We start from the raw sequence: 26,478 nt of genomic DNA on the forward strand, positions 1-26,478 counted from the left end.
ACCCAACGAAGGAACCTAATATCACCATCTTGATAAACGGATTATAATCTACAAAATTTCTATATCTGAATAATTACTTAACCTATTTATAATATCATCCGCCATCGAAATCCCATGCTCTTTATTAAATATATTAAAAATCATTTTATTATCATTTTCATATTTCTTGATTTTTTGATTAATAAAATCACTCTCTAACTTAATATAAGTATCTCCGCTTAATCTCAATACAGATTCCCAGTCCATTTGGATATTGGCCAGATTAAAAGAATCGACCTCAAAACCGAATCTATACTTTGATAAAACACTTAAATTATCCAGATATTCAACTTTGAAATCTTCATAAAAAACACTCATAATTACATAGTCAGGGTCTATTGCCTGAGATATTTCATATGCGTATATTCCGAATTTATTAGTAAATTTATCATTCACTTTTGTGATACCGCCAGGAATACCAATAATAATGATATCCGGAGCTTCAGCTTCCTCAATTGCTTTTACATAATCATGATACATCAATATCTTATCAACTTCTGAAATCGTGTTATCGTACAGAAAGCTCGGAAATGAATGTCCTCCTATCATCTCACAATAATTTCTTGATCCAATAAGAGTTATACTATATCCCAGCTTCTCAAGCTGTTCTTTTATTGTTAACTGTATCTCAAATTTAGAACTTCGTTCCGTTACACCCATTACAAAGATAACCGGAGTCTTTATTTTCCCGATACTTTCATATGCATTAGATTTACTTTTATATTCCATACCACTAACTTTTAATTTATTTCTGAAATTATAATTACTATTCCTATCAATTTCTTTTATTTCACTATTAATAAATGAAAATTGACATCTTTTTTGACTGCTTAATTCAATTATTTCATCAAGGTATTTATTCTCAAGTTGAATTAGACTGACAATATTTTTATTATTTTTAATAGCTTCTTTCATTTTATTAATTATATCTGTTTCCATACCGTTATAGTATTGACTATCACAAAAGATAACAGTATCACACTGGTCTAATACTTTAGAAAAATCATCTTCTAATACCATTCCGGTATCGCATCCTCCGTCAATATATGAGAGGTCTTTATCGCCATACCCCCATCCCTTTGGTGATACAAGTCCAACAATTTCATATTCCTTCAATAAAGCCTTATGTCGTATAACCGGACATATCTCTATGTCCACCGGATAAAGAATTGCCTTCTTCTTTAACATAGATTCCCTCACAATCTAATAATCTATTAAATTATTTTAGCTTGTAAATTTATATCCAAATTCTATCAAGGTACATATGTCCTTTAGGTTATCTTCTGCCCTTTTTACTGAACCATAACATCTTTCAGCTTTTATGTCCTTTTCCATCCCTTTTCCACTATCTGCGGATGCTATACACTGATTGCAAAATCTTATCGCCCAACAGTCTTTACATTTGTCTTCCGTTAACTTACCAACATTTAATATCTGCCGCACTCTATTTAGATCTAACCCGTCTTCAATATTTCCTATCCTTGTGACACTTGATGTTTCACTTACCTTTTCACAGGGATAGAACTCTCCGAAAGCATTAAGGAACAACCGTTGAGTTCCGGGAATACATGGTCCGCCATGATGCATTTTTTCAGGTAACTTCTCCGATTTGCAAAAATGATCATAAATGTCTTGTAATTGTCCGATTCTTGAATTTACAAGCTTAGATATGTATTTTTCATCCAACTTATCCAATTTCGATAAAAATAATTTAAACAGCTCATAATTCATTTCAATATAGTATGCTTCATCATATCCAATTTGCGTTTTAGAGTAATAGTTTGATATCTGGGAATACATAACTGCCGATTCTTTTATTGTATCGAAATCATCAAAGAATTCGTGTACACATTTTAAATCATTCTGGGGATCCAATACGGCATTAAAAGTCACATTTTTCATATATTCAGGGCATTCTTTTTTGATCAACTGAATATTTTCAACTACTTTGTCAAATGTACCACATTTATTAAATACAAACTTTCTATTTTTATCGTGGATTTCTTTTGGTCCATCCAAACTAATTACCATATGAATGTTATTCCGGTTAAAATATTCAATAATTTCTTTCGTTATTAACGTTGCATTGGTTGTGATTGTAAATATCACTTCTTTCCCAACTGCATTTCTATTAACATACTCCACAATATTTTGAATTAGCTCAAATTCAAGTAACGGCTCACCACCATAAAATCCAACTGCAACCTTTTTTAGATCTGACGACCTGGCAATCAGAAAGTCAATACCCTTCTTAGCTAACTCCAGAGTCATTCTTTTATTTGTATGCTGTCTGTTATCATATCCTCCTGAATAGGAACAGTACTCACATCGTAAATTACATTGTTGTGTTACTTGCAGGCACACCATTAGTACTCTATTTGATATATAATCTTCCAAGATTTCATCAGCAGGATGCAATATCTCCTGCACCCTGTTAGAGGACAGAAACCCCTTTTCTTTTAAATGCTGAATCTTTTCTATTACATTTAGATTATTACAAATAAGGTCGGTGTCATTATTCAAGTATTTCCAAGTATCCTTTTCTACTTTAATAATTGAATTTTTATTGACATCATAAATATAAAAATTTCCATAAGTTTTAAACAAATGAATAAATGGCTTATTATCCATACTATTAACTCCTCTATACAGCCCTTAATAAATTAATATGGGGTATTTTAGCAAAGCAATTCCTTGGACTTATTAAAATGATTTATCCTTATGTAAACCCAAAAGTGATCAATATATCCCCTTGTCTTTGTTAATGCAACGTAGGCTAAAGATTTACAATATAATTCATTTCTTTACTGCAAATATTTTATTAGAGGACTACTATATAATGTAGTCCTCTAATATCATATTAACTTACGGATTTTGATTAGAGTTATTTGCAGTTACAGTACCATTCTCTGCGCTAACTGCTTGAATCCAATTTGATGTACCCCAGCAAATACTGCAGCCACAGTACTGACAAACTCTACAATTAGCAAACGCTTCGATTGTTGCCTGTGAACCATTAAGTTTCTTTCCTAACTTTTTCATATTTCACCATCCTCTCTTATAGTGTAAATACCAACTCACATCAAATAACAGTTTTTGCTTTATTTGAAATTTCGTTATCTATTCGCGCGCAAAGATAATGAAATTACAAAACCAGTTCACTTTATGTAGATGATACATTTTCCACATTTAAATCATATTGCATAATTTTACAATCCTCTAACTTAAATACACGGTCTACCTTTTTTAAGATACTTTCCTTATGACTAATAATAATAACTGTAATGTCGTTTCCAATCTTCGTTATTAAATCATTTACATACATCTCCGATTGAGCATCATAATTCGATGTAGCCTCGTCCAATATTAATATTTTTGAACTTCGTGCAAATGCTCTTGCCATTGCAAGCTTTTGCCGCTGTCCACCAGATAACAAAGACCCGTTATTTCCAATCTTGCTTTTATAATTATCTGGCATCTCATCAATAAAGTTCTTTGCCCCGCTCTTTATGGCCGCTTCTTTAACTCTTTTATCTTTAATAAACGGAAATAGCCCAATATTCTCTTCGATTGTAGAGTCGAATAGATAGATATCCTGGCTTACTACTGAAAATAACTTTCTATAATCCCGTAATTTAAAACCTTCTATATTTATTCCATCCAGTAGAATTCTCCCTCCAACAGGCTGACAGAAACGTAGTAACAGATTGATTAAGGTGCTTTTACCTGCTCCATTCTCTCCTATTAGAGCGATTTTCTCCCCTGGCTGTATCTCAAAATTAACTCCTTCTAGCAATTCTTCCTCTTCCCTATAAGAGAACGAAACATTTTCAAAAGTAATTTTACCTTTGATAGAATCCAAATTGATCCCGGTTAATTTACCACTTGGCTCTGTCTCCAGATCCATAAATTCAAAGAATCTTTTTGCTGAAGGTAATATACTGGAAAAACTGTAACGAATATTAAAAATCAATGATATTGGTCCTGTTATATAACCGGTGTACGATAAAACCGCAAATAAACTGCCGACTGATAATTCTTTATGAAAGACCAAATAGGCACCAAGAATATATAAGCCACTGGATAATACTTGAAATAAAATACTTTCAGAACACTCGTTATACTTATCAATAAATGAAAGCTGAATATTTGATTGAATTATATTTCTTTGCTTTTTAATATACCGCCCTAGTATTACCCGCTCAATTCCCCACAGTTTAATTTCTTTTACTCCACCTAATGTATCTCCAAACCATTTATGAAACTCACTATTATACCGTATGTATTCTTCAAATAATGTTTCTCTTCTTTTGGTAAAATACTTAACACTATAGTAGCGGACCGGAATTATACATAGTACTAGCAATGTTAATTTCGGGCTAATTAAGGCTAGACCTATAGCTCCGCCTGCCATACATAACAAATTCGAGATTAATAGGAGAACTCCTCTATTACATATTAAAGAAATATTTTGAATATCTACCTCTGTGTTACTAATTGTTTCCGCAAAATTCGTATTTTTGAAATAACTTTGCTTCAATTTCAATATATGATTAAATGCTCTTTCAGATAGTGAATATGAAAACATTGTATTAATATAAGAGGAATATTTCGTTTCAATTAATTTGATTCCCTGATTTAATATTACTAAGATTAGTAGGATGAGAGCATATTTTACGACCATATCCATATTGTTAACAAGAAGTCCCTGATCCATTAATTGCTTGATGCATAATGGCAATATAAGATTAATACCGGCTGTACATGTAATGCATAAGAATAATAATATAATTTTTTTTAGATATGGTTTCAGCATTAATAGGATTCTTTTTATAAGGATATTATTTTGCTTATTCATTACCCCCTCCGCTCTCAACCAATATTCACACTAAATTTACATAATCATACCATATTTTCCATTATTTATCAACATATTTATACATATTTTGTTAAATAAAGTAAAAAGCAGCATTACAGGAATGCTGTAATACTGCTTTAATATTATAGGAGTAATTATTTACCTTTTGCTGCTAAATAGTCTGTTAACTGTTTATTAGCTTCGTCTACTACCTTGTCAATTCCATTGTCTTTTAACTTCTGGATGAACTTCGGTAATTCTGTTGCAGGATCAACTGTTCCAGTATTTAAGGAAAGTGCATATTCTGCAGCAACGTTAGCAAGGGAACCTAATTCGGTCTCAACATTAGCAGGATCAAATGCCCAGCCTAGTGCAGGAATACTCTTAGCAGAACCATAATATGATTTAAAGTTATCCCAGAAATTAGCATCCTGTCCGTCTAAAGGAGGAAGCTGTGTAATATTTCCCATACCATTTGTCCAAGGCTTATATTCTGCACGTGTATCTGTAAATGCAACTTTGCCGTCTTTTAAGGTATAGTGTGTACCTTCAATACCATAATCTAATAAGGTGAACAGGGTAGGATCTGTATTCAACAGATTAAGGAACATCATAGCACGTTCAGGATTCTTGGAGGAAGTGGAAATAGCCATCATAGCACCCTGTGAAGATGTTGTATCAACATATGCAGGTGTGCAGGGAACCATTTCTACTTTAAATTTACGTTCGCTGCTTGCCTGTACTTCATAACCAAGGGAGTAGCTCTGTGTTCCGATTAAATACTGACCGGAAAGCTGTTTTGCTGTACGGGTATCATTTGCCTGATTTGCATTGCCCATTGCAGGATCAATATAACCGGCACTAAAATATTCACGAGTCTTTTCTACGAATTTCTTATATTCAGGTGTTTCAAATTTGCTTAAGATCTTGTTGCCATAGCTTCCGGGCTGAGAAGGATCTGTAGGATTGATGTAGTAGGAAAGAAGGTTATTTGTTCCTGCATCACCAGTAACAATAATAGAATTGTCTACCATTCTTTCAAGTACAGCACCTTCTACTAACAGAGGATAGAAATCAGCGCCTTCGCCTTCTTTTACTTTCTTTAAGATATCGCCAAATCCATAATAGTCCGTATTCTTGATATCATCAACTGTATAGCCATATTTCTGAAGTAAGGGAACGTTGATATCCCAGCAGTTCTGTGTAGCGATATCTTTGTAACCGGGAACTGCATATACACCTAAACCGTCAGAACCATTGATCTTAGCACCATCTGTTAATACAGTAGGAAGTGCTTTCCAAAGGTCGGGAGCATATTTTTCAATCAAATTGTTGTCCGGATTGTCAAGACGAACCCATGCGCCTTTTTTAGCGAATGCATTATACTCATCTGCACTCCAGGAGCTTGTAAAGTAAATATCAACATCGTCACCGCCGTTAATAGCAAGTACGGCATTGTTATCATAGTCACCCCATGTTCCCCAGATAGGTTCCAATGTTACATTCAGCTTTTCTTTTAAGTAAGCATTTGCTTTCTCAAGTACATCTTTGTCATTCTTTACATCACTACCAGTAAGATACCATTTTATAGTAACCGGCTCAGAAATGTCAGGTGTTGCAGCGGTATCTGTTGCTGCATTGGTAGCGGCGGCATCGGTGCCTCCGTTATTAGTACCTGAGTTCGTACTCTGATTAGTACTTCCTGCATTACTGGAAGTATTCTTGTTTTCCTTATTACCACAGGCAGCTAATGAAAACACCAGAACCAGTGTAAGGATGATAGATACTACCTTCTTCATAAATATAAATCCTCCTTTTTTTTATATAAGCGGCAGCATTAACTGCCGAACTTATCCTTTTACGGAACCAATTGTAAGACCTGAGATAATAAATCTTTGGAAAAAAGGATATGCACAGGCAATCGGAATAACAATTAAAACAACTAAAGCCATACGCAGTGTATCCTGTGGAATTGTTGCCATAATCTTGGACGCTTCTGCTCCTAGTACTCCTGCATTTCTAACCAAGAAATCAGCTTGATTCTGCATCTTCATCAAGAGATACTGCAAAGGTATGTATTTCGGGTCCTTAATATAAAGCATGGGAATAAACCATTCATTCCAATAGGCTAATGCATTTAATAAAGCAACGGTTGCTATACCAGGTTTTGAAATCGGAACAATAATCTTAAACAACGTATTATACTCTCCACTGCCATCAATTGCTGCCGACTCAATTAATTCAGTCGGTACGGATGACTGGAAAAATGTCCTCATAATAATAATATTAAAAGGATTGACAAGCATTGGGACAATTAATGCTGCATAATTATCACTGAGTCCCAGCAAATTCTTGCATACCATATAGGTAGGTGCAAGTCCGCCGCCAAAAAGCATCGTAAAGAAGCTAAAAAAGGTAAAGAATCCTCTAAACTTAAAATCCTTACGGAATAGTGCGTATGAATACAGTACACATATAAGTACACTTAAGATTGTTCCTACAATGGTTACAAAAAAACTGTTAAAATACGAAAGCCAAAGCATGGCACCTAAATCTATGACATATTTGTAAGCTTGCAATGACCATTTTACAGGCCAGAAAGAGAAGCCTATCTGCCTGATGCTTTCCTGGGAACTAAAGGAGATAATAACAACAAATATAAAGGGGATAATGCATGCGAGACAGAAAAGTCCCAATATTACATTTATAATAACTTCTGCTGGTACACTAATTGAGTTCAGCTGCCTTTTTTTCTTTTTATACACAACTGCATAATTTTCTTTGCTCATAATTCACCCTAACTTTCCTCGTCTAAATTTATTCCTGTCAATCATCCATACAGCAAATCTACTGGTTAAATTAATAGAATAAGAAGTAACCATACTTATACTAAAAGTTGACTAGAACAAACTACTTTCTTTATCTACTTTTCGCACAATGGTATTCGTCGCCATAATACAGACAAATCCAACAAAGTTCTGCAATAAGCTTGCTGCAGTACTCATTCCTTCATTATGGGTAGCCATTAATGTACGATAAATATAAGTATCAATTACCTGCGTTGTAGGAAACAACGGGCCTGAATTTTGAGGCACACTGTAGAAAAGTCCAAAATCGGCATTAAATATCTTTCCGACATTCATAATAAATAAAATAATAATCATTGTTTTCAGATGTGGAATTGTAACATACCATACCTGCTGCCATTTGCTTGCTCCATCGATACTGGCAGCTTCATACTGAGTGTTGTCAATACCGGTAATTGCAGCAAGGTAAAGAATTGTTGAATATCCTATATACTTCCACATATTTGCAATTGTAAGGATAAAAGGCCAATACTTCGATTCATTATACCAATTAGTAACACTCATCCCGTGGGATTGTTGAAAATGAACAATGAGTCCTCTTGTAGGATCAAGAAATGCAAGTACAAAGTAACTAGCAACCACCCAACTTAGAAAATATGGAAAAAACATTAATGTCTGGTAGCTCTTAGCTACAAACTTATTAGTTATCTGATCCAGCATGATAGCAAAGCTGACTGCAATAATAATACCAAGAACAATCCAAAGAGCATTATACCCAAGGGTATTACGTATCATTGTCCAAGAATCTGTAGTCTTAAACATGAACTTAAAATTATCAAACCCTACCCACTTGCTATGTAATACATTTCCAAAAATATTAGGTGTTTTATTACCCGGTGGCTTATAGATAGTGTAATGTTTGAAAGCTATAACAATACCAAACATGGGCAAATAACGCAGCAAAAGCAGCCAGATGGCGCCGGGTGCAACCATGCTAAGTAATAATAAAGTCTTTTTCGTCCGTCCCCAGCTTCTCTCCTTTCTTTTTGCCTCAGTCATAACCTTAGCCATAAATTTATCCTCCTGTCTTCTTTCTGTGTCTATGTAAAAATTATTTATTATCGTCTTTGTTTATATTAATTTTACATGATTTTAACGCAATAGTAATGAAATAGAATTGTTATTATTTGTTTATATATGTTATTCGTTATAGTTTTTCTTGCTAAGTATGTGTTTTTTTGTGCTTTTTCAACATAGACAAGGTAGTTTTACAGACCAGACGTTGAACGTCAATTATGAAATACAAGGGATCTTTAAATTAATATAATAGAAGGCATAGAATGAACCACTATGGTATGGAGATGAAGATTATACAGCACTTTTAGAATGCCTGGACGAATACTTGATCAAGGTATAAAAAATATCTCCAACCCAAATCAGGATTGGAGATATAAAAATTTATTTCATCTAATTATTTTACTTCTATTAAATATGTGACTAATTAATTATTCCATAGTATGCATCCTGATAAACATTACCTGAATCAGCAATTACTAAAACATTCACAATAGAATCAGTAGACGATGCAGGTATCGTAAATTGTGTACCATTACTGCCAACTACACTTTTATATATGTAAGTATCCCCGTTTACATTAACTATATATGTATAATTGCAAGCCTGAGTAAAATTAAACCAGAAGTTAAAAGATTTATTGGCAGGGACATGCCATTTCCAATCACTGGTTGTGAAATCGGCAAGGGTATTATAATTACCTTGTGTAATATGAAATGGCTCCGGTAACCACTGATAGATTTTTACCCCACTGTCATTTCGAACTAAAGTTAGACTGCTGCTGGCTGCCTGTGCTGTTGACGGTGCAGAAAATAATACAATAGCAATGGCTATTGCTAAAATACGAGATAAAACTTTTTTCATTCGATAAACCACCTTTCTTCTGTTAATGTGCTGGTCATGTATAAGTTGTATATTATTTGCTCTATCCGGATTCAAGTAAATTAATATATACATATATTACCATTTACTACCAAGATAGTCAACCCATATATCACTGAAATATACTGAGAATAATTTCAACTAAACGAAAAAGTTAATTTTCACCCTGCTTTCTATATGGCTGATTTTTACAGTTCCTTACCTAGAATATTGATATTTTCTACCTTTTATGGTAATATTCTTTTAAATATACTAGAAAATTCCACTTCATATAAGAACATGTCAGGGAAGGAATATAACTATGGCTTTAATAGATGTCGTAAGATTTGACGGACTTAGAAACCGTGATTGGATCATCTACAAACACCCATCCGATCAATTGGTTTATGGAACACAATTAATTGTCCAAGAAGGACAAGCTGCTATATTTGTAAAGAACGGAAGTGTTTGTGATGTTTTTTATCCAGGAACACATATGCTGAGTACACAGAATCTTCCCTTATTAAAAAATTTCGTAAATCTTCCCTTTGGAGGAAAAACACCCTTCAGCGCAGAGGTTTACTTTATAAACACTGCCGCGAAACTTGATATTAATTGGGGTACCACTGATCCCATCCAACTCATCGATCCAAAATACTTTGTTAAATTAAGAGTCCGAGCCTTTGGACAAATGGGCTTAAAGCTCCAGGATTATACCGGTTTCTTTCATGAATTACTTGGTGGAATGGATCAGGCTGATCTCGTAAGATATGATAAAATAAAGGAATTCTACCGTGGTTTGATAGTCCTAAAAGTAAAATCCATTATCTCTTCCACTATCATATCAGAAAAGATATCCGCCCTTGAAATCTCCACAAAGCTGGAAGAATTATCGCAATATACCAAAGAACAGATTTCAACGGAATTTGCCCAGTATGGATTTACAGTTGTGAACTTTTATATTCAATCCATTAATTTTCCCGATGAGGATTTTGAAAAAATAAATGAGCTCCTTGAGGACAAAGCAGCCTTTGAGATAATCGGTGATAACCGTTATACAACCAAACGAACTTTTGATGTTTATGAAGGTGCTGCCAATAACCCGACGGGGATTGCAGGAGCTTTTGTTGCCGGTGGTATCGGATTAAATGCTGCAATGAATATGGGAAACATTCCTACTCAAACCATTCCTAATACCACAACTCAGAGCAGCTCTGTCATATGTCCTTCCTGTCATACCACGAATAGTGCAACTACGAAATTCTGCAGTGAATGCGGTACATTATTAAAGGAGAAGCCGCAAGAAAATGAAATACCCTGTCCAGCCTGCGGCAAGCTGATAAATAGTAAGTCCAAGTTCTGTCCGGAATGTGGTTTTGCGCTTGGAAACCTGCAATGTGAATGCGGTAATAAACTGCCTGTTGGATCCAAATTCTGCCCGGAATGTGGAAAGAAGGTAATGATTAATCCACAAGGATAAGTGAATTTATAGGCGAGCATCCACTTTAGTATATTCTAATGTTCATACTATTTTAAAGTTAGTTCTAATTTATCATTTATACATTCAAACAGGAGGAAATTATGAGCCAAAATACATGTCCCCAATGTGGTGCTCCCATAGATACAAGTGCTCAATGCAAATATTGTGGTGAGAAAATCAAGCAGCAACAGACCAATCAACAGCATTACTATCAATCTTCTGAAAACAATGAGAATATGGCTGAATCTGTGTCTCAAGTCCGCTCTCCATTTCAATCTCAGCCACAGTTTCAATCCCAGGTTATTAACCAACCATATTATGAAAGAAGTTATACTAGTGGTATTGATCCTAACTGGCCAATAAAGAGTAAAATAGCTGCAGGAATTCTGGCTATCTTATTTGGCGGTATTGGTATACATAAATTCTATTTAGGGAAAATCGGTATGGGTATCTTGTGTCTGCTCTTTGCCTGGACCGGCATACCGGTATTTATTGGGGTAATAGAAGGTATTGTTTATCTGTGCTCTAGTGATGAGAGCTTTCAGAGGAAGTATCTTGTAAGGATTATGTAAGTGGAGATATCATGCGCCTTTAGGGGTAGGTGCTCGGACTGTAGACAAATCGACTCTAGGATGTGAATCTTAGGTCAATTTGTCTATGTTTATTTCTTATTTTTCGTATTTCTTTTAAAAACTCTTAAAGCTTGCCTTAAAAGACTTGTTTCACTGTCTCATCTTTGCTAGCTTCTATAAATTCATACATATAAAATTCAGCTCGACTTTCATTTCTATTCGAGCTTTCCCAGACACTTATGTATATCCGAACCTCTGATTCTCCTTTGCCGTTCCGAATAATCTATCGATTGTTTCCTTTCTCCTGGCATAAAAATCCTTCATTCTAAGTATTTGGCGTATATCTTCACAACCTTCCCCATAGGGTTCCCATTATATCTTGTAATTACTTTTACATAATTTCTGTTCTCTGTACATTTAGATAAATAAGGACAGCTTTCACAGATCATCCTACAGCCTTTTGTATCCTCAATATCCATCTCGGTTTGTTGTGCTATAACGAAGTACCTGGTTGTTTGGACAAACATTGCAATTATAATATTCATCATAAGCATACTCATATTTTTGAAAAATCCTTCTTTCATCATTTATACGAATAGCAGATTTATCCCATCATCAATCAGCACGTTGTAATAGCTGGTGTTTTATAACCTATATCTGCAATAAGGGTTTTCATTCCTATCTCTTTGATTGAGTCTATGGAATAGCCTAATATCCAGCCGTTCCTATCACATGCGTTTTCTACTGTATAGGCGAAATAGAATATAAAATATATATTATAGATATTACTGTTAATTGATCAAAATTATTGTAAGAAATAAGTAATTGTGATAAGATATAAAATCAGAGGTTATTTAAATAGAAATTAAAATAAAGAACTAAAGAATATTCAATTAGCTATATATAAATGAGTAAAATAAAAAATGAATATTCTATAGCTTTGAGGAGACTTATGAAACAAATAATGAAGGACAAAAAGCTATTTATCAGAAGACTATTCCTAATAATACTTGACACCATTTTTATTAATATTGCATCCTTTTTAGCACTCGTTATTCGCTTTGACTTTCGAATAAGTCAGGTTCCAACAAATTATTCTGAAGCAGTATTATCTTACACCCTTGTTAATACTATTATAACAATAATAATTTTTGCATTGTTTAGACTTTACAACAGTTTATGGAAATATGCAGGTATTGATGAACTTACAAATATTCTATTTGCTTGCATAAGTGCCGGTGTTATCCAGCTTATAGTTATGAATTACATATTAGAAATAAGTGTACCAAGAAGCTACTATCCATTAAGCACCTTATTTATGATTTTCTTCATTAGTATGATACGTTTTTTCTACCGCTCTTTAAGGAGACTCTCACGTAGAAATTTTGAAGAGATAGAGGAACGTATAATGATTATTGGTGCTGGAGAAGCAGGAAGTTCCATTATTAGAGAAATTTCTAGTAGTGTATTTATAAATGGTAGTGTCATATGCGCTATTGACGACAATAAAAATAAACTCGGTAACTATATTCAAGGGATTAAAGTAGTTGGTGATAGAAATTATATATTAAAAGCAGTTAAAAAATATGAAATAACCAATATAATAATTGCTATGCCTTCTGTTAGTAAAAAGGTAATACGTGAATTTCTTGATATATGTAAACAAACAGACTGTACTCTCAAAATACTTCCTGGTATGTATCAATTAATTAATGGTGAGGTCAGCGTTACAGAACTAAGAGATGTTGAGATTGATGATTTATTAGGCAGGGAGCCTATAAGGATTAACTCAGATGAAATTATAAATTACATAAGTGGTAAGATTATTCTTGTCACTGGTGGTGGGGGCTCAATTGGGAGTGAATTATGCAGACAATTAGCTAGCCATAACCCCAAACAGTTAATAATTTTAGACATATATGAAAATAACGCATATGCTATTGAGCAAGAACTTAAAATTAAATATCCATCCCTTAATTTAACTGTCTTAATAGCTTCTGTTCGAAATACTAAGCGCATACATAAGATAATGGAACAATACCATCCTGATGTGATTTATCACGCAGCCGCCCATAAACATGTTCCATTAATGGAGAATAGTCCGAATGAAGCAATTAAGAATAATGTAGGTGGCACATATAAAATGGCTATGGCTGCCCATATGTATGGAGTTAAGAAATTTATTCTTATATCTTCTGACAAGGCCGTTAATCCAACCAATGTAATGGGTGCTTCCAAGAGAATATGCGAGTTAATAATCCAATCCTTTCATAAGATATCACCTACTGAATTTGTAGCAGTTCGTTTTGGAAATGTACTGGGTAGCAATGGTAGTGTTATACCCTTATTTAAAGCCCAAATACAAAGAGGTGGTCCTGTTACAGTAACACATCCTGATATTATACGTTACTTTATGACTATTCCCGAAGCCGTATCCTTAGTCCTTCAGGCTGGTGCTTATGCAAAAGGCGGAGAAATATTCATACTAGATATGGGCGAACCAGTAAAGATTGCAGAATTGGCAAAAAATCTAATTCGCCTATCTGGATATGAACCAGGCCGAGATATAGAAATTGAATACACGGGACTACGTCCAGGAGAAAAATTATTTGAAGAGCTTCTAATGGAGGAGGAAGGCCTATCTTCTACTAATAATAAACTAATATTCGTTGGTAAGCAAATAGATATTGACCCAGATGAATTTTTAAAGAAAGTCTTAGAATTAGAAAAAGCAGCTAAAGAGGAGGTAGATGACATTAGAGAACATATTATTGAATTAGTGCCTACCTATCATCCTGATTCCTTTAATTCCATACAATATGTGGCAATAAGTAAAGAAATTTAATACTGTAAAGGCAAGTAAGATGTTTGCATAAAGCTATTATTTACCTTCTTATATTTACTTAATACTTTTTTGAATTTTCAACAATAAACTAGACGGCGTAAAGACTGTGTAAACCTTCAATCTGATGTAAAATATAATTGATGTGACCCAATAAGTTAGACTTTACTGCGTAGTAGTTTTAACTGCTACGCAATAATTTTATGCAGCCAGGAGGCTGAGGGAGTATCCCAAAGTTTGTGTAAACCTCCAAACTGATGTAAAATAAAATTACTCAGTTTGGAGGTTTTATTTTATGGCAAAGAGAAGAAGGGACGAATCTCCCGAAAGACAAGCACTACGAGAAATGGTTAATGGGTATCTGAAAGAAAATCCGGTCAAGAATGGAACAGACGTCAATGCTCTCATGAGAGAAATGATGTCTGTTATCCTAGAAGGAAGCCTAGATGGCGAAATGGATGAGGAACTGGGTTACTCTAAGTATGATTTCCGGAACAAAGAAACAGATAACAGCAGAAATGGCTATAACTCAAAAACATTACATACCAGTTATGGCGACATGGAACTGGACGTTCCCCGTGACCGAATTGGGGAGTTTGAGCCTAAAATCGTTAAGAAATATCAAAATACTCTGACCCAGGACATGGAGGAAAAAATCATTTCCATGTATGCCAAAGGAATGACAACTGGAGATATTGAGAGCCATATGCAGGAACTTTATGGTGTAGATATTTCAGACAGTACTATCAGCCGAATCACAGATAAAATACTCCCTATCGTGAAAGAATGGCAGGAACGACCACTGGAAGAAATCTATGCAGTGGTATTCATGGATGCTATACATTTTCATGTAAGAAGTGAAGGACGAATTGTCAAAAAAGCAGTTTATATTGCCATCGGTATTGATATGAGCGGACACAAAGATGTGCTTGGTATGTATGTCGGAGAAAATGAAAGTGCGAAATTCTGGCTTTCTATTATGAATGGTTTAAAGAATCGTGGCGTGAGAGATATACTGATTGCATGCGTAGACGGTCTGACAGGATTTCCTCAGGCCATTGATGCGGTTTTTTCGAAAACAGAAATTCAACAGTGTATTATTCATCAAATCCGAAATACAACAAAGTTTGTATCTTACAAAGATATCAAGACACTCATGGTTGATTTAAAACGTGTATATGCCGCACCTACAGAAGATATCGCATTAAACGAACTGGATTCGTTTGATGAAAAATGGGGAGGAAAATACCCTAAAATAGCAAAGTCTTGGAGGGACAGCTGGGTTAACCTTTCAACATATTTCAAATATCCCGAAGCCGTTCGCAGACTAATTTATACCACAAATGCCATAGAGGGTTTTAACCGGCAGCTTCGGAAAGTTACCAAAAGCAAAACGGTATTTCCCACAGATGATAGTCTTCTGAAAATGCTATATCTAGCCACGATGGACATAACGAAAAAATGGACCGGACACCGTCAGGACTGGGGACAGATTCACTCCCAGTTGGAGATATTCTTTGAAGAAAGGCTATCCTAAAGTATATAAACCAAGGTAATAAAACTGCCAAAGGGGAGTTTTACTTGACAACCCCAAAAACAGATTTATAATACAAGAATGGGCAAGATCCACTTAAAAATGGCCTTGCCCATAAATAACAACCTAAATTTTATATCAGTTTTTTGCGTTTACACGGACTTTGAAACGGCCTCCTGCCAAAGGGGAGTTTTACTTGACAACCCCAAAAACAGATTTATAATACAAGAATGGGCAAGATCCACTTAAAAATGGCCTTGCCCATAAATAACAACCTAAATTTTATATCAGTTTTTTGCGTTTACACGGACTTTGAAACGGCCTCGAGGCTGAGCCTGTATTCCACGGGACTCATCCATCCTAGTTTCTCTTTAATTCGTTTTTCATTATAATACTTTATGTATTTGTCTATTGTCTCTTTCAGTTCCTCATAGCTATAATAAACCGCACCATAATACATCTCTTGTTTCATAATTCCAAAGAAGTTTTCCATTACTGAATTATCATGGTAGTTTCCTTTCCGGGATATACTTTGGAAGATTTTATTTTCTTTTAGCTTATTACCATAAACCTTCATTTGGTAAGCCCAACCTTGATCTGAATGAAATGTTCGCCTGTATTTACGGCTCTTTGTCAATGATGGGGTGGGATTCATTTGAATCCCACTCCATCACTGAGTTTAGAGCTATTTTAATGTACTGGTCTATAATCCATGTTTTAGGGCATGAGAAATAAACCTCCTGCCGTCTTCTTTTTATTTAGATAGAACTATGTATAATCCTTGTACGGAACCTCTCGAAATTCTTCATGCCAAAAGATACCCTTTTTAATACTTTTATCTTGTTATTATACCCTTCTGTAGGTCCGTTGGTATATTTGTACTTAAAGGCATTCAAAATACCTTGTGACCAATTCCGATAAGTCTTCGCACAGGCTTCAAATTCGGGAATACCTGATTTTTCAGCTGTCTTCACCCATTCCCAGAATCCTTCCCGTTGATACTTATACTTCTCGCTCTGGCAGATTTCATAAAACCATTCCTTAAGTCGGTGGGCAGTCCTCAGATCATCATTATAAAGTAGCATCAGATCGCAAGCCTTCTTGTTCTCCTCTTTTAGTTTATTATATCTTGTAAGTATCAGCTTCCGGCTTCTCTTGTAGTACCTGAGCAAATTCGAAGGCATCTTCTTTTGAAGGCGTTTTCTTACGTTTTCAATCGCCCAAGTAACATATCGAATGAAGTGATATTTGTCAATTATAATAGTTGCATTAGGAAAATAGGCTTTCGCCAAGTCTACATACGGTTCCCACATATCACAGATAAAGAACTTCACTCGATGTCTTTGGGTGCGGTTCCTAAAGTATATAACCAAGGTAATAAAACTGCCAAAGGGGAGTTTTACTTGACAACCCAAAAACAGATTTATAATACAAGCATGGGCAAGATCCACTTAAAATGGCCTTGCCCATAAATAACAACTTAAATTTTATATCAGTTTTTTGAGTTTACACGGATTTTGAAACGGCCTCGTAAGCGCTTTATTTGACGCTTACTCTTCAGTTGTTGACATGTTCAATTTTCAATCGCACAAATCACTTTCTAATATATTAGCAATTCTTTTGCAGGCAAACCCATCCCCATATGGATTACTTGATTGACTCATCTTTATATACTCTTTTTCATTGTCTAACAACAATTTAAAATTTTCGTAAATTATATCCTCATTCGTTCCTACCAACTTCAAAGTTCCAGCAGCAATACCTTCTGGTCTCTCTGTATTGTCTCGCATTACTAATACAGGTTTACCTAAACTTGGAGCCTCCTCTTGAATACCACCACTATCAGTAAGAATTAAGTAAGAATTCGAAAGGAAATTATGAAAATCTATTACCTCCAAAGGTTCTATTATGCGTATCCTGTCACATTCACTTAATATTTCCTTTGCAATATTTCGAACAATAGGGTTCATATGAATTGGATAAATAACCTTAATGTCTGAATATTCATTAATAATTCTCTTTATAGCTCTAAACATATTCTTCATTGGTTCACCAATATTTTCTCTTCTATGTGCAGTCAACATAATTAGTCTACTACCTAAAGCCCAATCTAAGTCTTTATGATTATAATTTTCTTTGACTGTTGTTTTAAGTGCATCAATGGCTGTATTCCCTGTAACAAAAATCTTTGATGACTCTTTTCCTTCTTTGAGCAAATTTTTTTTAGCTTGCTCTGTTGGAGCAAAATTATATTTTGCAATTATACTAACTGCCTGTCGATTAAATTCTTCCGGATATGGCGAGTATATATTATATGTACGTAAACCAGCTTCAACATGCCCTACTGGTATCTGAAAATAGAAGCAAGCTAAGGCAGTTGCAAAAGCAGTTGAAGTATCTCCATGAACCAAAACAATATCTGGTCTATCCACTTCAAGAATATCTTTTATACGTATTAATATATTTGTTGTTAAGTCAAAAAGAGTTTGTTTATCTTTCATAATAGATAAATCATAATCAGGTATAATTTCAAATACCTTTAGTACTTGATCTAACATTTGACGATGTTGACCAGTAACACATACAACTGTTTTTATATTCTTTCGCATATTCAACTCTTTTACTAACGGACACATCTTAATTGCCTCTGGTCTTGTACCAAAAACTAACATAATTTTTTTCATATAGAACCTCTATGTATTTCATACAATTATTTATATTTTATTTTATGATAATCCAAAATCATATTAATGTAAACTAACTAGAATTAAGTAGCACTATATAATTATATCACTTTCCCTCTTTAAAAAACCTATATTCCTTTTAATTTTCAAAATATCCCAATCCCACCATTTTAATTCTAATAATCGATTAATCTCATGTTCTGAAAAACGATATTTAATATGCTTTGCGGGAACCCCCCCTACAATTTCATAAGGTTTCACATCCTTTGTCACTACTGCTCCTGCTCCTATAACAGCCCCGCTTCCTATTGTAACTCCCTCCAATATGATAGCATTGAGACTGATTAGTACATCATTTCCAATTATCACTTTAGCTCTAGATGCAGCGACTTCACCATTACGGACTATTGGATGCGTTGTCACCATTGTGTAATTGTGCTCAAATGGACAAATATACACCCCTGATGATATAGAGCAAAATTTACCAACCTGGCAATTTTCAATATATGAACCTTTATTTACATAACTATAATCCCCAATTTCAACATTATCTGAAATAGTTGTATTTTCTGAAATTAAAACTTGATAACCATACCTGGCCTTTTTACTTGCAAGAATACTATAGATTTTAGTATTATGTTTCCTATTGTAAAGAATCAACAATATCCTCTTTAAGCTATTGAACGTACTTCTCACTTCTTTATACCTACTTTTCTCCAATAATTATACAAGAATGGATGTATTATATCTTTTAAACTATATAATAAAATAATACTATATACAACTATACAAATTATTAATGCAAAAGGATTAGTAAATGAATAGTATAAGTATACTGATACGATTAATAAAAGGATATATATTATGTTTTTTTTGGATAATTTAAAGTGAAATAGTGCTTCTAAGGCTCGAAGTCGCATGAATGCTAAAACAATAAAAGCAAAACATAAAGTTCCAATCGCCCCCTGTAGTCCCCAAGCTGCAACAATAAAGAATGATCCAATCAAATTCACAATTGCACTTATAATAGTAGTCCATAATATATATCGAGTTTGTTTCTCCGTCATAAATATTGTTCCCAGAAAACCGGCAAAAGAATTAATTGCTACTCCAATTATAGATAATGGAACTATTAATAATGCGTCCTTATAAGATGCATTAACAAAATACGGGAATACAATCTTTGTAAACAACATAAATATTCCGCTACCTAATAAAACAATTTGTAAAATGTATTGAATACTCTTTCTATAACTATCTATCCTGTTATCATCTGCAGCCATACTATAAGCCATCTCATTCCATGCATATTGGAATACACTTATTATCAATGAAATCATTACAGAAAACTTATTAGCAACTGCATATAGTCCATTTTCATAAGTACCTAGCTGTTTCGAAATTACAACTTTTGTGTACCCACTTAATAACCAATATGATATTGTAGCAATACATAAAGGAATAGAAAACCTTAACATTTCTTTAATAAGTTTAAAATCCAAGACTTTAATATTTAGGTTTTTAAGTGGATTCAGAGATATTTCAATTATAAATATTTGTACAAAACAACCTATAATCGGAGAAATATACAGAGATTCAATACCCATATGAAAATATAATATTAGTATAATATTAAAAAATGCACTTAATAAACTATTTATAAAACCAGTAAAAACAAAGAGATTATTTTTTAAAAAAGCTCTAGCAATATACGAGTAGTGATATTGTAGTGCGAATGAAATCCCATAAAAAAACACCAACCATACATTTTTAAAAGGAAAAACATGATAAAAAATAACGATAGAAACGGAACACAATAAAATCCCTATGAAAGATATAAACAAAGAATTTGATACAATTACATATTTATCTTTCTCTTTTTTCTTATCAAATGTAAACCTAAACATTCCATCCCATATCTGAAAGAATAAAATTGGAATTAAAAAGTTCATGATTGTTATAATTACGTCAAACTCACCATACTGTTCTGGAGAGATCTTATATGTATATAATGGCAATAGGATAAATGAAATTAATTTAGATAATACATTACCAATAAAATACACTCCAGAAGTCTTAATAAATCTTGTTAATTTATTCATGAAGGCAATCTATACATATTATATGTATTTCTCCTATTTATATTAACTACTTTTTATAACTCTGTACAAACTATCAATAATATTAATTAGTTTTATAAATAATAAATTGATTCCTAATATATTTGACATTTGTAAAGTATTATAGCCTTTCTTTCTAGATACATTTGTAAAAGTGCATATTGCTTTTATATAATTAATTCCCTTTTCTGTTTTCATTCTCTGTTTAATGAAATGAACGAATCCATTATAACTATTAATTTCTTTATCTATACCCATTTGAGTTAATCCGTCTTCATTATATTTACAAATATAAATTATATCTCTGAACCACCTTATTTTATATCCATCATATGCTATAGCATTCCATACTGTGGCTTCAGTTACGAATTTTTCATTTTCAAATTCTGGAAAAGGATATTTTTTTAATAAATCTGTACGATAAATTTCCGCTTTATCCCCATTAAGATGAAATTTATTTCGTTGTAAATTAGTGGCATCAATATAATTTTTATTTTTTAATTTTGGATATTCTCCAACAATACTATCCTTATCATACCCCTTTACTCCAGAAACTCCAGCAAAAGTATTATCATGACTTATTGTTTTAATCCATTCATGAATCTTTCCAATAGTATTATTCAATAGGTAATCATCGCTATCAACAATGAAAATATATGAATATTTGGCATAAGTTACTCCTAAATTAACCGCTCTGTGCTTTCCACCATTTTTCATTTTATAATATGAAATATTAAAATTTGGTGTTTCGGATATCCATTTATTTACAATTATTTCAGTATTATCTTCTGATCCATCATCAATAACAATCCACTCAAAATCTTTGGATGTTTGCTCTAATAAAGAATTATATAAGTAATGTAATATATTCCCTCTGTTATAAGTAGCAGTAAGTACTGTTATCATTCGTATATTTCTCCATTTCTCTTTTCCCAATTATATAATAATTTAATTAATATAATAGGAATAATAATTCCATAAAAAACATTTCTAAAAAATAATGTTAAAGAATTTCTTATTACAAGTGTCAAAAAATATAGAATAATACAGATCTGCGCATCATATAATACTTTTTCGCTATAATGTTTTTTATTTGTAAAATATTTTTGTATTATATAGCCAAATATACTCATTATTGGCAATCCGAGCCATCCAAAGTTGTAATAAGATTCAGCAATGATAGAATAACCCGGTCCATAGTCCATATGCAAATTACTCTTTAACCAGTCTGGTAATGCGGCAATTGACGTAAAACTATATCCAAACAGTATGATACTAGGAATAATCGCAAGTACTGTTGCAATATATTCTACCCCATAACTATAATCTTGAACTTTAGGAATTAGTTCTATTGTCTTGACCATAGGAAATAAAGAAAATCCCATTGATGTTAAAGTTGATATAATAAAGTTATCTTGTGTAATCGTTTTCCCAATCACAACAAAAACATCTGAAAATGTTCTGGCTTCCATTCCTCTTAATTTACCAGCTGATGGAACTATAATCACAAACATTAATCCAATAAAAACTAATAATATAAACCTTTTTTGTTTAAACGGCTTAATGGAACAATGATAGAATAGTAATAAACATAAACTCAATCCCATTGAGACACTTCTGTCGCCAATATACAAAGATCCCAAAATAAATATTCCGAATATGATATATAAAAATAGCTTAAACTTTTTATTATCTTTATTTGCTGCTAATAAAAAGAATAAAGATGGTATAAAAAGAATGGATAAAGAAGATATTATATTATATAATGATCCTAAAACTCCATTTGGTTGTTTTTGGGTCTGGTATAACGCTAAATATCCATATGTCACAGATGTATATACTCTTTGACCTAAATTTACAAAAATATAAGGAGCTGAAGAGATAAACATTCCGAGTGCTATTTTATTCACTGCCTTTCTTAAAGATATGTCTTCAAACCTAAAAATTTCTACTGTTTTAACGGCTTTATTAATGTTTCGAGTTTTGTAAAATATTGCTCCAAGGTGCATAAAACCCATGCCACAACATTGATATACTAAAGCTGCAACTAAGCTTTCATTACTGTATGAATTTAACTCTGCTAATTTTGGAAGTATTCCAAACAAATCCAAAAAAGGCTGTCCAAACCAATACATATAAGATAATAATAAAAAAATCATCCACGCACTTAGAATATTATTTTCAATTCTAATCCATATTATGGATCCAGTTACAAAAATAAACAGACCTATGAGTTCCCATATCTTTACGTCTATTCTTTGGTAACCCTTACAAAAATTCAAGTATATTATTCCTATTAATAAAATACTTATATTTAATAAAAAATAAAATATTAAATAATAATTAGCTCTATTTTTAATATTATCAAATTGCATAATCATACACCCTAATTAGATTTTTTAGATCTTTAAATATTATCTAGCAAGTTTTCTACTTCAGCTATTGTTTTATCTTTGCTAAATTGGCAACCTCTTATATTAGCTTGAAATTTATAATGTTCTAATATATCGTGATTCTTGATCAACTCTTTCATACCATAATAAAGGCTGCTTTCATCATTAGGAACAATTAATCCGTATTCATTTTTTTCACCAAGTATCTCTTTCATACCTGCACAATTTGTTGTAATAACAGGAATTCCTATAATCATAGCCTCTGTTACTGCGGTACTAAATCCTTCTTTTTTTGAAGCACAAACATATAAATCACATTTTGAAACATACTTATAAGGATTATCTTTATACCCGACAAATATAAATGTTTTAGATAATCCATTATCTTTCAAGAATAATTCTATTTTCTTTTGTTCTTTTCCTTTTCCTAAAACATATATACGATTTTCTATACCTTCATCAATAAGTTTTTTATGTATTCTTGCTAATCTATCTATTCCTTTTGATTCTATTATTTTTCCAACTGTACATATTTTAAAAATATTCGAATCAAATTCCAAATCATCTACTTGTTCAACACTTTTTTGCTTAATTATTTCAGTTTCATTTGTATTATAGAGTACTTGAGTCGGAACACTTAATTTTGTAATATTTAAGAAAGCAGATTTTACTGATTGCGATACACATACTATCATATCATATTTATTATAACATGATAATGATTCAGTTAAAGTTCTAAAGCCACTAATTAATGCTTTTACACTTGTTAGTTCAGTATGTATCCAAGCTATTTTCTTACTATTAATAAATGAACAACCACTAATTACTCTGGCAGCAGAACCTTCTAAATATGCTATCACAATATCATATTCTTCTTTAATAAACTTCTTATAAATGAATGACGGAGAAAAAAGTTTTAAAACAATAGAATTTCCTCTAAAATACCTGCTAAACAAATATTGATATCGTATATTACTATTTAAAAACTTTTTATTAACTCCAAAATCAATTATAGTAAAAATAGAAATTTGATATTTTTCAGTATCAAGATTATTAACCAAATTTACAAGAACCTTTTCTGCTCCTCCATCCATTAAATTAGGAATACAAAATAAAATTTTTTTCAATTTTTTCCTCCATGTTTTTGTTTAATAACTTTTTTGTATTTATACTTAATATATATAGATAATATTATTCCTATAGGAAAAACTAATAATGTTAATAATTTTCGAGGTGATTTGCTTAATATATCATTATAATTTTTAGAAATTATACAACTTGAATCATAATGTATAGCATTCTTTAATATAAATTTAATATCAGCATGATGAATTGTCATATACAATCTTCTTAATTCAGCAAAACTATTTGGACTATTTATATATTGTTTATATATGTTGCTGCTCATTCCATCTTGTTGATATTCAACATAACATAAATTTTTGTTTAGAACTAAAAAGTCATAATCTTCACTTATAAGTGTATTTAAATAATTTGGATTAAAGTTTTTTTCATTATTAAACGTTTTCATTGGCGCAACTTTTTTGTATAGTTCGGTTCTCATAACTATTTTTTTGTCACCACATCCAATTTTATTAACAAGCATATAATTAAGATTAATACTATTAACTTCTGGTAATTTATCACCGATTATATTATCATTAATATCATAATCTAAACCAATTATTCCTGCATACTGATTATCCTTTTTTTCTTCCCAAAGTTTTAATATAATTTCAATTGCATTATCAGGCAAAAAATCATCAGAATCAATACATATACATAATTCAGTATTCATATTCTCAATTGCCATGTTATAAGCTGTGTGTAATCCGCCATTATTTTTATATCTATAATTAATATGAAAATCTTTTTCTTCATTCATCCATTTTTCTACTAATTCTTTTGTATTATCTGTTGAACCATCATCAATTATTAACCATTCAAAATTTTTTATTGTTTGCCTTTTTAAGCTGTTATAACAATAATGCAATAAATTAAATCTATTATATGTAGGCGTAAATACTGTAATATATGGAGTCATATTATCTCTCATTCTTATATTATTTTACTATATAGGTCATCTAATCTCATTTCCATTTTATTCCAGCTATATTGATTATTATATATGTCAGTCATTTTTTTTGAAATATTCGCCCATTCTTTATTATAACTTATTAATTTATCAAGGTGATATTTAAGACTATCAATATTATAATCAATTACTTCTCCAATTCCATTTTCTAATACTATATCATCCATCCCTGTGTTTTTTACCATAATAATTGGTTTCCCCAGCATTAATGCCTCATAAAATTTATTTGGTGCTGCATATTTGTGATTTTTTATGGAGGGGTCATAGATGGCCGTAATTATATCGCAATTATACTCTAACTCTAAAGTTTTATCATAAGATAATTTACCATAATACTTTATATTTTTAAATTTTTTTGATTTTTCCTCAAAATAGTCCTCTAATAAACCAAAACCTCCAATATGTAACTCACAATTTGATTTTTCAATTATAACATCTGATAATTCCTTTAGAAATCTATTTTCACTTAATATTCCTACATAAACTACTTTTATTTTACTAATATCAAGATTCAGTGAGTTACAATTATTTTGTAAAAGATCAGGAGAATTATGTATAATAGTCAAATTATTGGGCTTAGTTCCTAAAATTTGTTCTTTTCTTTTTTCAGAACATATTATTACTCCGTCAGAAGAATTAATAATTTTATGATCTAATTTCTCAATAATTTTTTTAATTTTACCTGGAACATGAAAAGCATCTACATAATAATCAAATATATCATAGATAAATTTCTTATTAAAAATTTTAGCACAAATGTAAGATACAAATGCTGTATCAAAATCACATGCATGTATTATTTTATATTCATTTTTGTTTTTAAAAAGCCAGCTAAAAAGCTCTAATTGAAAATTAAACAGAGGGAATAAATTATCTTTAAATCCACTCCCATAAATTGAAGGTATACCAAAACGATATATTGTTGCTAGTCCGTCTCTTAGTTGAAGTTCAAACTTTTTAATCTTATATTTGTTGCTTCTATCCCATGCTAAAATAGTGACACTAAAGCCTGCTTTTATAAGTGTATTCACTTCTTTTTCAACTCTTGAATCAGGATCCACTGGATTAGATCTTAAAAAAATTACACTTTTATCTTGCATATCTTAACCTTTCTCATTT

20 protein-coding genes and 3 pseudogenes are annotated in these 26,478 nt (G+C 32.1%); 4 read left to right on the plus strand and 19 right to left on the minus strand.

Features of this window, described 5'->3' with window-relative positions:
• Window positions 1-48: 48 nt before the first annotated feature.
• The 8 genes from bsdcttw_RS19260 to bsdcttw_RS19295 form a co-directional block, all read right to left on the minus strand.
• Window positions 49-1,227 (minus strand): TIGR04066 family peptide maturation system protein, encoded by a 1,179-nt coding sequence (locus bsdcttw_RS19260; RefSeq protein ID WP_185256438.1) that lies wholly within the window; start codon window positions 1,225-1,227, stop codon window positions 49-51.
• Between the two features lie 36 nt (window positions 1,228-1,263).
• A complete protein-coding gene (gene ccpM, locus bsdcttw_RS19265; protein WP_185256439.1) occupies window positions 1,264-2,670 on the minus strand; it encodes a Cys-rich peptide radical SAM maturase CcpM in 1,407 nt (468 codons plus the stop codon).
• 234 nt (window positions 2,671-2,904) lie between these two features.
• Window positions 2,905-3,081: a CLI_3235 family bacteriocin precursor gene (locus bsdcttw_RS19270; protein ID WP_185256440.1), complete on the minus strand. Its 177-nt coding sequence runs from the start codon at window positions 3,079-3,081 to the stop codon at window positions 2,905-2,907.
• Window positions 3,082-3,202: 121 nt separating this feature from the next.
• Window positions 3,203-4,897, minus strand: a complete 1,695-nt coding sequence (locus tag bsdcttw_RS19275; RefSeq protein WP_185256441.1) for an ABC transporter ATP-binding protein — start codon at window positions 4,895-4,897, stop codon at window positions 3,203-3,205.
• A gap of 155 nt (window positions 4,898-5,052) precedes the next feature.
• A complete protein-coding gene (locus tag bsdcttw_RS19280) occupies window positions 5,053-6,696 on the minus strand; it encodes an ABC transporter substrate-binding protein (protein WP_185256442.1) in 1,644 nt (547 codons plus the stop codon).
• Window positions 6,697-6,747: 51 nt separating this feature from the next.
• Window positions 6,748-7,686: a carbohydrate ABC transporter permease gene (locus bsdcttw_RS19285; protein ID WP_185256443.1), complete on the minus strand. Its 939-nt coding sequence runs from the start codon at window positions 7,684-7,686 to the stop codon at window positions 6,748-6,750.
• 111 nt (window positions 7,687-7,797) lie between these two features.
• Complete coding sequence (locus tag bsdcttw_RS19290) at window positions 7,798-8,775, minus strand: ABC transporter permease (protein ID WP_185256444.1); 978 nt, start codon at window positions 8,773-8,775, stop codon at window positions 7,798-7,800.
• A 426-nt stretch (window positions 8,776-9,201) separates the two neighbouring features.
• Window positions 9,202-9,642, minus strand: a complete 441-nt coding sequence (locus tag bsdcttw_RS19295; protein ID WP_185256445.1) for a hypothetical protein — start codon at window positions 9,640-9,642, stop codon at window positions 9,202-9,204.
• Between the two features lie 319 nt (window positions 9,643-9,961).
• Here bsdcttw_RS19295 and bsdcttw_RS19300 point away from each other — a divergent pair, with 319 nt between their 5' ends.
• The gene (locus bsdcttw_RS19300; protein ID WP_185256446.1) at window positions 9,962-11,119 is read left to right on the plus strand and encodes an SPFH domain-containing protein; all 1,158 of its coding nucleotides are present in this window, start codon (window positions 9,962-9,964) and stop codon (window positions 11,117-11,119) included.
• A gap of 101 nt (window positions 11,120-11,220) precedes the next feature.
• Entirely contained in the window at window positions 11,221-11,691 is a 471-nt protein-coding gene (locus bsdcttw_RS19305; protein WP_185256447.1) for an NINE protein, read from the plus strand.
• Between the two features lie 177 nt (window positions 11,692-11,868).
• On the opposite strand, the pseudogene bsdcttw_RS25105 reads toward bsdcttw_RS19305, so the two are convergent.
• Window positions 11,869-12,448 (minus strand): annotated as a pseudogene (locus bsdcttw_RS25105) (transposase); the annotation flags it as partial.
• 195 nt (window positions 12,449-12,643) lie between these two features.
• On the opposite strand from bsdcttw_RS25105, the gene bsdcttw_RS19315 reads away from it, so the two are divergent.
• Together bsdcttw_RS19315 and bsdcttw_RS19320 are read left to right on the plus strand one after the other, a co-directional pair.
• The gene (locus bsdcttw_RS19315) at window positions 12,644-14,536 is read left to right on the plus strand and encodes a polysaccharide biosynthesis protein (protein ID WP_185259879.1); all 1,893 of its coding nucleotides are present in this window, start codon (window positions 12,644-12,646) and stop codon (window positions 14,534-14,536) included.
• Between the two features lie 343 nt (window positions 14,537-14,879).
• On the plus strand, window positions 14,880-16,070 hold the full coding sequence (locus bsdcttw_RS19320; protein WP_185259880.1) for an IS256 family transposase: 1,191 nt from the start codon (window positions 14,880-14,882) through the stop codon (window positions 16,068-16,070).
• Between the two features lie 298 nt (window positions 16,071-16,368).
• On the opposite strand, the pseudogene bsdcttw_RS19325 reads toward bsdcttw_RS19320, so the two are convergent.
• The 10 genes and pseudogenes from bsdcttw_RS19325 to bsdcttw_RS19370 all read right to left on the minus strand — a co-directional run.
• A pseudogene (locus bsdcttw_RS19325) lies at window positions 16,369-16,701 on the minus strand (transposase); the annotation flags it as partial.
• A 124-nt stretch (window positions 16,702-16,825) separates the two neighbouring features.
• Window positions 16,826-17,440, minus strand: a pseudogene (locus bsdcttw_RS19330) (ISL3 family transposase); the annotation flags it as partial.
• A gap of 207 nt (window positions 17,441-17,647) precedes the next feature.
• Window positions 17,648-18,751 (minus strand): non-hydrolyzing UDP-N-acetylglucosamine 2-epimerase, encoded by a 1,104-nt coding sequence (gene wecB / locus bsdcttw_RS19335; RefSeq protein ID WP_185256449.1) that lies wholly within the window; start codon window positions 18,749-18,751, stop codon window positions 17,648-17,650.
• Between the two features lie 93 nt (window positions 18,752-18,844).
• The gene (locus bsdcttw_RS25345) at window positions 18,845-19,411 is read right to left on the minus strand and encodes a CatB-related O-acetyltransferase (RefSeq protein ID WP_330602260.1); all 567 of its coding nucleotides are present in this window, start codon (window positions 19,409-19,411) and stop codon (window positions 18,845-18,847) included.
• Between the two features lie 32 nt (window positions 19,412-19,443).
• The gene (locus bsdcttw_RS19345) at window positions 19,444-20,853 is read right to left on the minus strand and encodes a lipopolysaccharide biosynthesis protein (protein WP_185256450.1); all 1,410 of its coding nucleotides are present in this window, start codon (window positions 20,851-20,853) and stop codon (window positions 19,444-19,446) included.
• Window positions 20,854-20,895: 42 nt separating this feature from the next.
• Window positions 20,896-21,777, minus strand: a complete 882-nt coding sequence (locus tag bsdcttw_RS19350) for a glycosyltransferase family 2 protein (protein WP_185256451.1) — start codon at window positions 21,775-21,777, stop codon at window positions 20,896-20,898.
• Window positions 21,774-23,246, minus strand: coding sequence for an O-antigen polysaccharide polymerase Wzy (gene wzy, locus bsdcttw_RS19355; RefSeq protein ID WP_185256452.1), 1,473 nt, complete (start codon window positions 23,244-23,246; stop codon window positions 21,774-21,776). The genes bsdcttw_RS19350 and wzy overlap by 4 nt, the downstream gene beginning before the upstream one ends.
• Before the next feature lie 32 nt (window positions 23,247-23,278).
• Complete coding sequence (locus tag bsdcttw_RS19360) at window positions 23,279-24,391, minus strand: glycosyltransferase (RefSeq protein WP_185256453.1); 1,113 nt, start codon at window positions 24,389-24,391, stop codon at window positions 23,279-23,281.
• Window positions 24,388-25,308, minus strand: coding sequence for a glycosyltransferase family 2 protein (locus bsdcttw_RS19365; RefSeq protein WP_185259882.1), 921 nt, complete (start codon window positions 25,306-25,308; stop codon window positions 24,388-24,390). The genes bsdcttw_RS19360 and bsdcttw_RS19365 overlap by 4 nt, the downstream gene beginning before the upstream one ends.
• Window positions 25,309-25,322: 14 nt before the next feature.
• A complete protein-coding gene (locus bsdcttw_RS19370) occupies window positions 25,323-26,459 on the minus strand; it encodes a glycosyltransferase family 4 protein (RefSeq protein ID WP_185256454.1) in 1,137 nt (378 codons plus the stop codon).
• Between the last annotated feature and the right edge of the window lie 19 nt (window positions 26,460-26,478).

This window comes from Anaerocolumna chitinilytica, from assembly GCF_014218355.1.
Classification (GTDB): Bacteria; Bacillota; Clostridia; order Lachnospirales; family Lachnospiraceae; genus Anaerocolumna; species Anaerocolumna chitinilytica.